We start from the raw sequence: 12,925 nt of genomic DNA on the forward strand, positions 1-12,925 counted from the left end.
GTTCCCCCGTGATAGATCTGCGCAGCGACACCGTAACCCGACCGTCCGGAGCCATGCTTGAAAAAATGATGGCCGCGCCGACCGGCGATGACGTATATGGCGACGACCCAACGGTCAATGAATTGCAGGCGTATGCCGCAAAAATCAGCGGTAAAGAAGCCGCGCTGTTTTTACCAACCGGCACGCAGGCAAACCTTGTCGCGCTGCTTAGCCACTGCGAGCGCGGCGAAGAGTATATCGTTGGTCAGCTCGCGCATAATTACCTCTACGAGGCAGGCGGTGCCGCCGTGCTGGGCAGCATTCAGCCTCAGCCGATCGAAGCTAATCAGGACGGTTCGCTGCCGCTCGATAAAGTCGCGGCGAAAATCAAACCGGATGATATCCACTTCGCCCGCACCAAACTCCTTAGCCTTGAAAATACCCATAACGGCAAAGTTCTGCCGCGCGAATATTTGCAGCAGGCATGGGAATTCACGCGCCAACATAACCTCGCCCTTCACGTCGATGGCGCACGTATTTTCAACGCGGTAGTCGCTTACGGCTGCCAGCTTGAAGAAATAGTTCGCTATTGCGACTCCTTCACCATCTGCCTTTCCAAAGGGCTCGGCACTCCGGTTGGCTCGCTGCTGGTCGGCAGCCACGATTACATCAAGCGCGCGACACGCTGGCGTAAAATGGTCGGCGGCGGAATGCGTCAGGCCGGGATTCTGGCCGCGGCAGGCCTGTACGCGCTGGAAAACAACGTTCAGCGCTTACGCGAAGATCACGACAATGCGCACTGGCTTGCCGGTGAACTCCGCGAAATCGGCGTGGATGTGACGCGTCAGGATACCAATATGGTCTTTGTGCGCGTCCCGGCGGAGCAAGCGGAACGCCTGGGTCAATATATGCGTGAGCGTGGCGTATTAATGAGCGCCGGACCGATTACCCGTCTGGTCACTCACCTCGACGTTAGCCGCGCGCAGCTCGCCGAAGTGGTTAATCACTGGCGCGCCTTCGTACAGCTTTAACTGAGGTTCAGGGACGATGACTCGGCCACAAAGGATTCTGGTGCTCGGCGCGAGCGGCTACATCGGTCAACGTCTGGTGCCGGAGCTTAGTAAAGCCGGGCACCATATTGTTGCCGCTGCGCGCCGCGTGGAGTGGCTGAAGAAACAGCAATGGCCCGGCGTTGAATGCCAGCACGTTGATCTACAGTGGCCGCAACACCTTCCGGCGCTGCTCGAAGGCGTGAACACCCTTTATTACCTGGTTCACAGCATGGGCGACGGGCCAGATTTTGTCGCCCACGAGCGCCAGGCCGCGCTTAATCTACGCGACGCGCTTGCTGAGCATCCTGTTCAACACATCATTTTCCTGAGTTCTTTACAGGCGTCGGATGGCGATCGCAGCTCTGACCACCTGCGCGCTCGCCAGCTCACCGCTGATATTCTGCGCGATTCCGGCGTGCCGGTAACCGAATTACGCGCCGGGATAATCATCGGCGCGGGTTCAGCGGCATTCGAAGTGATGCGCGATATGGTGTACAACCTGCCGGTACTGACGCCGCCGCGCTGGGTACGTTCGCGTACCACGCCCATCGCGCTGCAAAACCTGCTTTATTATCTTGTCGCGTTACTCGAACATCCCGCGCAAGAAAACCGGGTATTTGAAGCAGCGGGGCCAGAAGTGCTCAGCTACCAGCAGCAATTTGAGCGCTTTATGGCCATCAGCGGCCGTCATCGTATGCTGCTCCCCGTTCCGCTACCGACCCGCTGGATCTCCGTCTGGTTCCTGAATGTCATTACCTCAGTACCGCCGACCACTGCAAAAGCGCTGATCCAGGGACTTAAGCACGATCTTCTGGCGAACGATGGCGATCTGCGGGCGCTCATTCCACAGCGACTTATCTCTTTTGAGGACGCCGTTCGGGCGACCCTTAGCGAAGAAAATAAGCTGGCAAATTCGCAGGACTGGGGATACGACGCCCAGGCGCACGCGCGCTGGCGTCCGGAATACGGCTACTTCCCCAAACAGGCCGGTTATACCATGCACACCCGCGCGAGCCTCGCTGAACTATGGAATGTGGTGAATCAGCTCGGCGGCAAAGAAGGCTACTTTTTTGGCAACGTCCTCTGGCGAACTCGCGCATTTATGGACCTGCTGATGGGGCATAAGCTTGCTAAAGGCCGTCCTGCGCATCCGATGCTTAAAGTGGGTGACGGAGTGGATAGCTGGAAAGTCATTATCGTTGAGCCACAAAAAGAGCTGGCGCTGCTGTTTGGGATGAAAGCGCCCGGTCTTGGGCGTCTGACTTTCACTTTGCACGACGAGGGCGATAAGCGAACGCTGGATGTTCGCGCCTGGTGGCATCCTCACGGCAGCGCCGGGCTGTTTTACTGGCTGGTGATGATCCCTGCACATCTGTTTATTTTCCAGGGGATGGCGCGGCGTATATGTCATTTAGCCGAACAATCTTCGCGCAAAGAGCGTCTATAGTTCTTATTCTTACTCACAGGGCATTGCAAGCGCTGCCGTTTCACGGAAAAATGCCCGCGTTAATCTCAACCACAATGAGTTGGTCTACATGAAGGTACTGGTCACGGGCGCCACCAGCGGTTTAGGCCGAAACGCGGTCGAATATCTACGTGCGAAGGGTATCAGCGTTCGCGCCACGGGCCGCAATGAGGCGATGGGCAAGCTGCTGAAAAAAATGGGCGCCGAGTTTGTGCATGCGGACCTGACTGAACTCGTCTCCTCGCAGGCAAAAGTGATGCTGGCCGACGTCGACACGCTCTGGCACTGCTCAAGCTTTACTTCGCCGTGGGGCACGCAGGAAGCGTTCGATCTCGCCAACGTGCGCGCAACCCGCCGTCTGGGTGAATGGGCCGTTGCCTGGGGCGTGCGCAACTTTATTCATATCTCTTCGCCTTCGCTCTATTTTGATTATCGCCATCACCGCAATATCAGCGAAGATTTCCGTCCGGCGCGCTTCGCAAACGAATTTGCGCGCAGCAAAGCCGCAAGCGAAGAAGTGATTCAGCTGCTGGCGCAGGCCAACCCGCATACGCGCTTTACCATTTTGCGCCCGCAAAGCCTGTTCGGGCCCCACGATAAAGTGTTCTTCCCGCGCCTGGTACAGATGATGCGTCACTACGGCAGCATTTTACTGCCGCGCGGCGGCGATGCGCTGGTTGATATGACCTATCTGGAAAACGCCGTCCATGCCATGTGGCTGGCCTCTGAGCATAATGAACTGCCTTCCGGTCGCGCCTATAACATTACCAATATGGAAGCGCGCCCGCTGCGCACCATTGTGCAAAAGCTGATTGACGATCTGGATATCAAGTGCCGCATCCGCTCCGTGCCTTATCCGATGCTGGATATGATTGCCCGCGGGATGGAAAAGTTTGGCAACAAAGCGGCCAGAGAACCGGCGCTGACGCACTACGGCGTGTCAAAGCTGAATTTTGATTTGACGCTGGATACCTCGCGTGCCGAAAGCGAGCTGGGCTATAAGCCCATTGTCACGCTCGATGAGGGGATTCGCCGTACCGCAGCTTGGCTGAAAGACCACGGTACGCTGCATCGTTAATTAGCCCTGGCCGTATTTCTCCAGCAGCGCTTGTGCAATAGCCTGACTTTGCGCATCCGCCACGCCGTTATACAGCGCCGGGCGGAAGTGCATCTGGAAGGCGCCTATCACCCGCCGCTGCCCGGCCTCCGTCATTCCCGCCTCAACCTGATAACCATAGCGCGACAGCAAATCCAGCAGGCTTGCGGAATCAACCGGCGCATAAGGATCGCGTCCGTTCAGATAAAACGCCACACGTGCTTCATCTGGCCATGCGCCGATCCCTTTTTGCGCCAGCTGCTGCCAGGGAAAAAGCGGACCGGGATCGACTTTGCGTTGCGGAGCAATATCACCGTGAGCGACAACGTTCTGCGGCGCAATGTGATAACGCCCGATAATCTCTTTTGCGAGCTTTTCCAGCACATCGATTTGCGGAGCATTAAACGGGTAAAACTGCTTCACCTCGCCCTGACGGCGGTAGCCTTGATTCTCAAGCTCGATGCCGATGGAGGTATCGTTGATGCGGGTAGCGCCGCGCCAGAAGCTCGCCCCCGCATGCCAGGCCAGTTCACTTTCCGGCACCAGCCGCCAGATAACCGGTTTACCGCCTGACAGCGGCGGATTATCGGGAATGAGGTAGTGAGCGCTGACGTTTTTGTCCGTCAGCGTCGCAAGCGAGCCGTGAAAATCATCGGCGGTATAGTGAATAACCAGCACTTTTACGCGCGGATAAGCCGCCTGCGCCTGGCGACGGGTATCAATTTTATAGCTGCCCTTATCGATAACGCCCTTCTCGCTGGTACAGCCCGCCAGCAACATAGTGATAATGAAGGCGGCAAGACGAGCTTTCATCGGCGGGTTTTCACCGCCGTACCCGTTACGCTCACCATCAGCATGCTGCCTTCTTTGCCTACGGTTTCGTAATCGATATCAATGCCTACAACGGCATTCGCGTCCAGGCTTTCCGCCTGTTCCTGTAACTCTTTAAAGGCGATTTCACGCGCTTTACGCAACTCCTTTTCATAAGCCCCTGAACGGCCACCGACGATATCACGCACGCCCGCAAAAAAATCACGGAAAATATTGGCGCCCAGGATAGCTTCCCCGGTCACCACGCCGCAGTATTCAGTGATGATCTGCCCTTCAAGCGTCGGGGTAGTGGTAAATTGCATCGGCTTCTCCTCTCTTTGGATCAATATCTTAGCGCGCTGCCCGCCACGCATTTTGACAGCGATACGCTATGCTAAGGTAGTCCTCCTGAGAAAATAAGGAAATAAAAATGCGCAGCTCAGTTTTGGTTCTTCTTCCGTGCGCCATGCTCCTGACGGCCTGTACGTCCAGCGTTAGCCCGGCCTTTAAAGATATTGGCACCCGCAGCGGCCCGTGCATCGAAGGCGGCCCGGATAGCGTGGCGCAGCAGTTTTATGACTATCAAATAGCCCACAAATCTATAGGCACCAGCGGACTAACCGGCCTGCGTCCTTATCTTAGCGATTCGCTCTCGCAGCAGTTGCAAAAAGCCAGCAGCTCGCCGAATGCACAGAACGCCTTTATGCGCGAAGATATCTTCTCCAGCAACGCCCGCGGAGTGGACAAAGCGGAAGTGGCAACTGCGTCAACCATTCCGAATACCGATGCACGAAACATTCCGCTACGCGTGAAGCTCTCCAAAGGCAGCCAAAGCTGGCAGGATGAAGTGCTGATGATCCGCGAAGGACAGTGCTGGGCGGTTGACGACGTTCGCTATCTCGGCGCCAACAGCCACGCGCCTGCCGGCAGCCTGCGCCAGGCTATTGAGACCAATTAATTGCTGATTATTCGCACGCCTGGCGGGATGCAGCCCATAACCCATGTAAATAGTCTGGATTTTTTGCGTAACTCCGACATTTATTCCTGGTTCCATTCCGCCACGCTATTTTGTGCTACTTTTAACAATGAAACCCGATTGTTTTTAAGTTTTAACGCACAAAGATTGCATAACTATTCTGTTAAAGGTAATCTTTGCGGCCTCAATTGCTACGTAACCGCAACGAATGAGTATTCAACTAAACGGCATTAATTGCTTTTACGGCGCGCATCAGGCGCTGTTCGATATCACCCTTGAGTGCCCGCATGGCGAAACGCTGGTGCTGCTTGGTCCAAGTGGTGCGGGTAAAAGCTCGCTGCTGCGCGTACTCAATCTGCTTGAGATGCCTCAATCCGGGCAGCTCAGCATTGCGGGCAACCATTTTGACTTCACCAAAGCACCCGGCGAAAAAGCTATCCGTGAGCTGCGCCAGAACGTGGGTATGGTGTTTCAGCAATACAATCTCTGGCCGCATCTGACCGTGCTGCAAAACCTGACTGAAGCGCCCTGCCGCGTCTTAGGTTTAAGCAAGGACGATGCCCGCGCGCGCGCGGATAAGCTGCTCGAACGCCTGCGCCTCAAACCTTATATGGACCGCTATCCTCTGCACCTTTCCGGTGGTCAGCAGCAGCGCGTGGCTATTGCCCGTGCGCTGATGATGGAGCCGCAGATCCTGCTGTTTGATGAGCCAACCGCCGCGCTGGATCCGGAGATTACCGCGCAGATCGTCAGCATCATTCGCGAACTGGCAGAAACCAACATTACCCAGGTCATCGTGACGCACGAAGTGGAAGTGGCGCGCAAAACCGCCAGCCGCGTGGTGTACATGGAAAACGGCCATATTGTTGAACAAGGTACGGCGAGTTGCTTTACCAACCCGCAGACCGACGCGTTTAAATTCTATTTATCACACTGATGTTGAACGGGAAAATGATAATGAAAAAAGTTCTGCTTGCCACATTGCTCGCCGGTCTGAGCCTGTCTGCCACGGCTGCACAAACGATTCGTTTTGCTACGGAAGCCTCTTACCCTCCGTTTGAGTCCATGGACGCCAACAACAAAATCGTTGGCTTCGATGTCGATTTGGCTAACGCGTTGTGTAAAGAGATCGATGCCACCTGCACCTTCTCTAACCAGTCTTTCGACAGCCTGATCCCAAGCCTGAAGTTCCGCCGTATCGACGCGGCAATGGCCGGTATGGACATCACGCCGGAGCGTGAAAAACAGGTTCTGTTCAGCAACCCGTATTACGATAACTCTGCTCTGTTCATCGGTCAGAAAGGCAAAATTGCCGATATCGCGGCGCTGAAAGGCAAAAAAGTCGGCGTGCAGAACGGCACCACGCATCAGAAATTCATCATGGATAAGCATCCGGAAATCACCACCGTTCCATACGATAGCTACCAGAATGCGAAGCTGGATCTGCAAAATGGCCGCATCGATGCGGTATTCGGTGACACGGCTGTGGTAACCGAGTGGCTGAAAGCCGAGCCAAAACTGGCGGCAATCGGCGACAAAGTGACCGACAAAGACTACTTCGGCACCGGGCTGGGCATCGCGGTTCGTCAGGGCAACACTGACCTGCAGGCGAAGTTCAACACCGCGCTGGAGAAAGTGAAGAAGGATGGGACTTACCAGACCATCTATGAAAAATGGTTTCAGAAGTAAGCCACACTGAATGAACGAAATGTTTCCTTTAGCAAGCGCCACCGGGATGACCGTTGGCCTTGCCGTTTGTGCTCTGGTCATCGGCCTTGCTCTGGCGATGCTCTTCGCTGTCTGGGAGTCCGCCAGATGGCGCCCGGTGGCGTGGGCTGGTTCAGCGCTGGTGACCGTGCTGCGCGGCCTGCCTGAAATTCTGGTCGTGCTCTTTATCTACTTCGGCTCTTCTCAGCTACTGCTGACCTTGTCTGACGGCTTTACTCTGCATCTTGGTTTTGCGCAGATTCCGGTGCAGATGCAAATTGAGAACTTCGACGTCAGCCCCTTCCTGTGCGGCGTGATTGCCCTCTCCCTGCTTTATTCTGCTTACGCTTCGCAAACGCTGCGCGGCGCGCTGAAAGCCGTGCCCGTTGGGCAGTGGGAATCAGGCCAGGCGCTGGGCTTATCAAAAGTGGCCATTTTCTTCCGGCTAATAATGCCGCAGATGTGGCGTCATGCGTTGCCGGGGCTGGGTAACCAGTGGCTGGTGCTGCTGAAAGATACCGCCCTGGTGTCGCTTATCAGCGTGAACGATTTGATGCTGCAGACCAGAAGTATCGCCACCCGCACCCAGGAGCCGTTTACCTGGTACGTCATTGCCGCCGCGATTTATCTGCTGATTACGCTTGTGAGCCAGTACATCCTCAAACGTATCGACCTGCGTGCCACGCGCTTTGAGCGGAGGCCCGGCTGATGCTTGAATATTTACCGCAGCTGCTCAAAGGTCTGCACACCAGCCTGACGCTGACCGCGGCATCTATCGTCGTGGCGCTGATTTTGTCACTGATTTTCACCATCATCCTGACGTTAAAAACGCCGGTGCTGGTGTACATCGTTCGCGCCTGGATCACGCTGTTCACCGGCACGCCTTTGCTGGTGCAAATCTTCCTGATTTACTACGGCCCGGGCCAGTTCCCGTCGATTCAGAACTACCCGGCGCTCTGGCACCTGCTCTCTGAGCCGTGGCTGTGCGCGCTGATTGCGCTTTCTCTGAACAGCGCCGCGTACACCACGCAGCTCTTTTACGGTGCTATCCGCGCAATCCCGGAAGGCCAATGGCAATCCTGCGGCGCGCTGGGCATGAGCAAAAAAGATACGCTGGCCATTCTGCTGCCGTATGCATTTAAACGCGCCCTGTCGTCTTATTCCAACGAAGTGGTGCTGGTGTTCAAAAGCACCTCTCTGGCCTACACCATCACGCTGATGGAGGTCATGGGCTACGGACAGCTGCTGTATGGGCGCACCTATGATGTGATGGTGTTTGGCGCTGCGGGTCTGGTTTATCTGGTGGTCAACGGCTGTTTAACGCTGCTGATGCGTCTGATAGAACGTCGCGCGCTGGCATTTGAACGCCGAAACTAACAGGCTTGCTAAGGCGGGGAACTTCCCCGCCTTTTTTGTATTCAGTGAAATATAATTATACGTTTTTATTGAATATAAATTCATTTGCTGGCAAGGTTATTCGACGTCGGGAAACGACGATTATAGAATAAACACGACAGACGGGAGCCACACATGAAGAAGTTACTTTTAGCCGCTATGCTCGCCACAGCCGCATTCAGCGCCGCCGCAGCAGATAAGATCAACTTTGGTTCTTCGGCAACCTATCCGCCATTTGAATCGCTGGATGCCAGCAATCAGATCGTCGGTTTTGATATCGATCTGGCGAAAGCTTTATGCAAACAGATGCAGGCAGACTGTACCTTTACCAACCACGCGTTTGACAGCCTGATCCCGTCGTTGAAATTCCGTAAATACGATGCGGTGATCTCCGGGATGGATATCACGCCGGAACGCAGCAAACAGGTCGCCTTTACCAATCCGTACTATGCAAACTCAGCCGTCGTCATCGCTAAGAAAGGGGCATTTAAGTCTCTGGACGATCTGAAGGGCAAACGTATCGGCATGGAGAACGGCACCACGCATCAGAAATACCTGCAGGATAAGCATCCGGAAATCAAAACGGTTTCCTACGACAGCTATCAGAACGCGATTATCGATCTGAAAAATGGCCGTATTGACGGGGTATTTGGCGACACGGCGGTGGTGAATGAATGGCTGAAAACCAACCCACAGCTTGGCACGGTTGGCGAACACGTCACTGACCCGCAATACTTCGGCACCGGCCTTGGCATTGCCGTTCGCCCGGAAAATAAAGCGTTGCTGAAAAAACTTAACGACGCGCTGGCGGCGATTAAAGCCGACGGCACTTACCAGAAAATTAGCGACCAGTGGTTCCCGCAGTAAGCTCTTTCAAAGATGGCGGATGGCGCAAGCTTATCCGCCCTACCGCTTAATCTGCCCTGATTAGCAAAGCCAATACTTCGTAATGCGCCGTATGCGGGAACATATCGAATAGCTGCACCCGCTCAACCCGATAGGCCGACAGGGACGAGATATCCCGCGCCATGGTCTGCGCATTACAGCTTGAATAAACAATATATTTTGGCGCGACGCCATTCAGGTAATAGCACAGCGCCTGGCCGATGCCGCGCCTTGGCGGGTTCACCAGCACCAGATCGGGAATATCCTGCTGGTCGGTGGCGAACTGCGTGGAATCCAGCGCCTGGAAATGAATATCTGTCAGCCCAAGTTTTGCCGCCGACTGCCGAGCGCTGGCGATAGCCTCCGGCGCAATTTCAATACCGGTCAGCTTCATCTCCTGAGTCGCACAATGCAGGCCAAACCCGCCTACGCCGCAGAACAAATCCCACATATGCTTAACCGGCAGCGCGCTCACCCAATCACGCGCGCTTGCATAAAGTGAGGCTGCAACCACGGGGTTGGTCTGGAAGAAACTTTGCGGACGAATATACAGCGGCACGCCGTTAAACTGCTCTTCCAGCGCGCGCTGTTCGGTCAGCGGTATCTCCTGCTCCCCTTCCATAATGGCCATATGAACGGGCTGAATATTGGCGGAGATAACCTTCAACTGCGGCAGCTGCTGTTGCAGCCAGGGCAAGGCCGCACGAAGCTGTTCGAGCTTGCTAACCGAACGCAGCACAAAGCGCAACATCAGCCCGCCATCAAGCTGACTTTCGGTCAACAACAGATATTTCAGCTCGCCCCGTTTACGCGCCACGTTATAGGGCGTTAAGCCTGCGCGTGCGATAAAGGGTTTCAGCGTTGCAAAAACAGCCTGGAAAGATGCCGGGTAAAGCGGGCAGTCGGTTAAATCTTCGGGGGAGCCGTCGCGGTGCAGCATACCCAATAGCGGTTTTTCCACGCTGCCGCTGACGACCATTTTGGCCTTATTACGAAACGCCTGTTCAGGACCGCAGACCGGCGAGCGCCACTCTTTCACCGCAACGTCGCTCAACAACCGGCGCAGGTCGTTCATTTTAGCGGTGAGTTGATCGGACACGGGCTGTTCAATCCACTGACAGGAGCGGCAACGGCCAGCATCATAGAGCGCGCAATGCATAGTAAAACCCTGAAATATGACGAGGGCGCAGATTGTATCACCGCGCGCTTACTGAAGTTTAAAAAAAAGCCTGCTGCGTGAGGGGGCAAAAAGCAGAAACAGCACCAGCAAATCCGGCAGCTTCTGCATTATCAGGGAGTGGAAGATCTCACGTTTCGACTCGCCGGGAATGCTGAATAGCTCAGGATATCCCCAGCCCAGCGAAGCCGCCCAGAGATAGCTCACCGCTATTACCTGCGTGGCGAGATAGACCCAGCGTCCCCATGACTTCCCTTTCAGAATAACAAACGCACAGCGCACCTCAACGCACAGCATGACCAGGCTGCCGAGAAAAATCAGCGTCAGGCTCCAGGTTTGTACGCTGCGATGGACAAAATCCATCATCCCCCGAACGCCCAGCAGATTAAGCAGCATCAGCAAATCCAGACAGCGGGTTGTCAGAATAGCGATGGCCGCCACCGCAACAAGCGTGGGGACGTTTAATTTGGCCTGATGGCTACGTTGTTTCCTGAAAATTTGCACACCTCGCGTTCCATACGGCACAGTGCCGCGTCAGGCGCGGCACTGGAGGTAACAATAATTGCAGATTTTAAGCGTTTCAGCCACGCCTTGCACGCTGGATATCACGCAGTCGCTGCTTTTCTGCTCGCGCCATAAACCACCATGCAATCAGCCCGATGATGCCCACCACGCCGAGAATGATAGATGCCAGGGCGTTAATTTCCGGATTCACGCCCATACGCACGCTTGAGAATACCAGCATCGGCAGGGTTGTAGCGCCGGGCCCGGAGACAAAGCTCGCAATCACCAGATCATCAAGCGACAGGGTAAAGGCCAGCAGCCAGCCGGAGATAATCGCCGGGGCAATCATCGGCACGGTTATCACAAAGAAAACTTTCAGCGGCGTGGCGCCAAGATCCATCGCCGCCTCTTCGATGGAATGATCAAGCTCCCTCAGGCGCGAGCTGATAACTACCGACACATAGGCGGTGCAAAACGTTACGTGTGCAAGCCAGATGGTCAGCATGCCGCGGTCGCTCGGCCAGCCAATCGCGTGTCCCAGCGCAACGAACAGCAGCAGCAGCGATAGCCCGGTGATAACGTCCGGCATAACCAGCGGCGCGGTCAGCATAAATGCGAAACCCGTTGAGCCACGGAATGTGCCAAAGCGCACCATTACCACCGCCGCGATCGTCCCCAGCACAACGGCCATGGTTGCCGCCGCTGCCGCAATCGTCAGGCTCAGGCCCACCGCGCTCATCATGGCGGAATCGTGAAACAGCTCCACATACCAGCGTGTTGACCAGCCCGCCCAGACCGTTACCAGCTTTGAGCTGTTGAAGGAATAAATCACCAGCATCAGCATCGGCGCATACAGGAAGGTAAAGCCGATAACCAGGATGGCGATTCGCCACGGAGAACGCACTACCGGTAAGTTGTTCATGCGTGGTCCTCCGCCATTTTGTTCTGGTACTTGTGGAACCACATAATGGGCAAAATTAACAGCAGCAGCATAACGATGGCGACGCTTGAGGCCACCGGCCAGTCGCGGTTATTGAAGAACTCCTGCCATAGCACGCGGCCAATCATAATGCTGTCCGGCCCGCCGAGCAGCTCAGGGATCACAAACTCCCCTACCGCCGGGATAAACACCAGCATAGATCCGGCGATAATCCCGCCCTTGGTCAGCGGCACAATCACGCTGAAAAACGTTTTCAACGGACGTGCGCCCAAATCCAGCGAAGCTTCTACCAGCGAATAATCAATTCGCGTCAGCGCGGTATAAATCGGCAGCACCATAAACGGCAGATAGGCGTACACAACCCCGATGTATACGGCAAGATTGGTGTGCAAAATCGTCAGCGGCTGGTCGATAACGCCCAGCCACATCAGCACGTTATTAAGCACGCCGTTATTTTTAAGGATGCCCATCCACGCGTAAACGCGGATCAAAAACGATGTCCACGACGGCAGGATCACCAGCAGCAGCAGAATATTGCGCGTCGACGCCTTGCTGTGCGCCACCGCCCAGGCAAGAGGATAGCCAATCGCCAGACAGCAAAGAGTGGAGACTGCCGCAACCTGCAACGACTGCAAATACGCCTCCGCATAAAGCGGATCGTCGGTGAGCTGGAAGTAGTTAGCAAAGTTCAGCGCTACCGAAAGCTGATCGTCCGCCCACGTCATAAGATCGGTATACGGCGGGATCGCGCGTGCCATTTCCGCAAAGCTTATCTTAAAGACTATCAGGAACGGCAGCATAAACAGCAGGATCAGCCACAGGTACGGCAGCGCTACTACCAGCTTTCGTCCATGCGCCATTTGCATGCGCGCAAGCCACGATGCAAAACCGCCTGCCGCTGGATCTGCCGGGCGTTCAGTTAATGTACTCATTGCGCCC

The 12,925-nt window shown here is 55.4% G+C and carries 15 protein-coding genes; 9 read left to right on the forward strand and 6 right to left on the reverse strand.

What is annotated here, in order from left to right; all coding sequences use genetic code 11:
• Nucleotides 1-8 precede the first annotated feature (8 nt).
• The 3 genes from ltaE to E2L00_RS06295 all read left to right on the forward strand — a co-directional run bounded on the left by ltaE (nt 9) and on the right by E2L00_RS06295 (nt 3,574).
• On the forward strand, nt 9-1,010 hold the full coding sequence (gene ltaE / locus E2L00_RS06285) for a low-specificity L-threonine aldolase (protein WP_167608537.1): 1,002 nt from the start codon (nt 9-11) through the stop codon (nt 1,008-1,010).
• Nucleotides 1,011-1,026: 16 nt separating this feature from the next.
• Nucleotides 1,027-2,478, forward strand: coding sequence for an SDR family oxidoreductase (locus E2L00_RS06290; protein ID WP_167608540.1), 1,452 nt, complete (start codon nt 1,027-1,029; stop codon nt 2,476-2,478).
• Nucleotides 2,479-2,566: 88 nt separating this feature from the next.
• On the forward strand, nt 2,567-3,574 hold the full coding sequence (locus E2L00_RS06295; RefSeq protein WP_167608543.1) for an NAD-dependent epimerase/dehydratase family protein: 1,008 nt from the start codon (nt 2,567-2,569) through the stop codon (nt 3,572-3,574).
• Here the strand turns inward: E2L00_RS06295 and E2L00_RS06300 are convergent, their stop codons facing one another.
• Nucleotides 3,575-4,405 carry an N-acetylmuramoyl-L-alanine amidase gene (locus E2L00_RS06300; RefSeq protein WP_167608546.1) on the reverse strand — a complete coding sequence of 277 codons (831 nt, stop codon included), beginning with the start codon at nt 4,403-4,405 and terminating at the stop codon, nt 3,575-3,577.
• Complete coding sequence (locus E2L00_RS06305) at nt 4,402-4,725, reverse strand: heavy metal-binding domain-containing protein (RefSeq protein WP_167608549.1); 324 nt, start codon at nt 4,723-4,725, stop codon at nt 4,402-4,404. The genes E2L00_RS06300 and E2L00_RS06305 overlap by 4 nt, the downstream gene beginning before the upstream one ends.
• 107 nt (nt 4,726-4,832) lie before the next feature.
• On the opposite strand from E2L00_RS06305, the gene E2L00_RS06310 reads away from it, so the two are divergent.
• The 6 genes from E2L00_RS06310 to artJ all read left to right on the forward strand — a co-directional run bounded on the left by E2L00_RS06310 (nt 4,833) and on the right by artJ (nt 9,347).
• Complete coding sequence (locus tag E2L00_RS06310) at nt 4,833-5,360, forward strand: lipoprotein (RefSeq protein WP_167608552.1); 528 nt, start codon at nt 4,833-4,835, stop codon at nt 5,358-5,360.
• A gap of 226 nt (nt 5,361-5,586) precedes the next feature.
• Entirely contained in the window at nt 5,587-6,315 is a 729-nt protein-coding gene (gene artP, locus E2L00_RS06315) for an arginine ABC transporter ATP-binding protein ArtP (protein WP_167608555.1), read from the forward strand.
• A 20-nt stretch (nt 6,316-6,335) separates the two neighbouring features.
• Nucleotides 6,336-7,067, forward strand: a complete 732-nt coding sequence (gene artI, locus E2L00_RS06320) for an arginine ABC transporter substrate-binding protein ArtI (protein WP_167608558.1) — start codon at nt 6,336-6,338, stop codon at nt 7,065-7,067.
• A gap of 10 nt (nt 7,068-7,077) precedes the next feature.
• Nucleotides 7,078-7,794 carry an arginine ABC transporter permease ArtQ gene (artQ, locus tag E2L00_RS06325; protein ID WP_167608561.1) on the forward strand — a complete coding sequence of 239 codons (717 nt, stop codon included), beginning with the start codon at nt 7,078-7,080 and terminating at the stop codon, nt 7,792-7,794.
• Nucleotides 7,794-8,462: an arginine ABC transporter permease ArtM gene (gene artM, locus E2L00_RS06330; protein WP_167608564.1), complete on the forward strand. Its 669-nt coding sequence runs from the start codon at nt 7,794-7,796 to the stop codon at nt 8,460-8,462. Before artQ ends, artM begins: the two co-directional genes overlap by 1 nt.
• 153 nt (nt 8,463-8,615) lie before the next feature.
• Nucleotides 8,616-9,347, forward strand: a complete 732-nt coding sequence (gene artJ / locus E2L00_RS06335; protein WP_167608567.1) for an arginine ABC transporter substrate-binding protein ArtJ — start codon at nt 8,616-8,618, stop codon at nt 9,345-9,347.
• Nucleotides 9,348-9,393: 46 nt separating this feature from the next.
• On the opposite strand, the gene rlmC is transcribed toward artJ, so the two are convergent.
• The 4 genes from rlmC to potH all read right to left on the reverse strand — a co-directional run bounded on the left by rlmC (nt 9,394) and on the right by potH (nt 12,918).
• Nucleotides 9,394-10,524: a 23S rRNA (uracil(747)-C(5))-methyltransferase RlmC gene (gene rlmC / locus E2L00_RS06340; protein WP_167608570.1), complete on the reverse strand. Its 1,131-nt coding sequence runs from the start codon at nt 10,522-10,524 to the stop codon at nt 9,394-9,396.
• Nucleotides 10,525-10,572: 48 nt separating this feature from the next.
• A complete protein-coding gene (locus E2L00_RS06345; RefSeq protein WP_338031898.1) occupies nt 10,573-11,046 on the reverse strand; it encodes a YbjO family protein in 474 nt (157 codons plus the stop codon).
• 76 nt (nt 11,047-11,122) lie between these two features.
• Nucleotides 11,123-11,968 carry a putrescine ABC transporter permease PotI gene (gene potI, locus E2L00_RS06350; RefSeq protein WP_167608573.1) on the reverse strand — a complete coding sequence of 282 codons (846 nt, stop codon included), beginning with the start codon at nt 11,966-11,968 and terminating at the stop codon, nt 11,123-11,125.
• A complete protein-coding gene (potH, locus tag E2L00_RS06355; protein ID WP_167608576.1) occupies nt 11,965-12,918 on the reverse strand; it encodes a putrescine ABC transporter permease PotH in 954 nt (317 codons plus the stop codon). Before potH ends, potI begins: the two co-directional genes overlap by 4 nt.
• Between the last annotated feature and the right edge of the window lie 7 nt (nt 12,919-12,925).

The organism is Cedecea colo (genome assembly GCF_011808225.1).
Taxonomy (GTDB): Bacteria; Pseudomonadota; Gammaproteobacteria; order Enterobacterales; family Enterobacteriaceae; genus Dryocola; species Dryocola colo.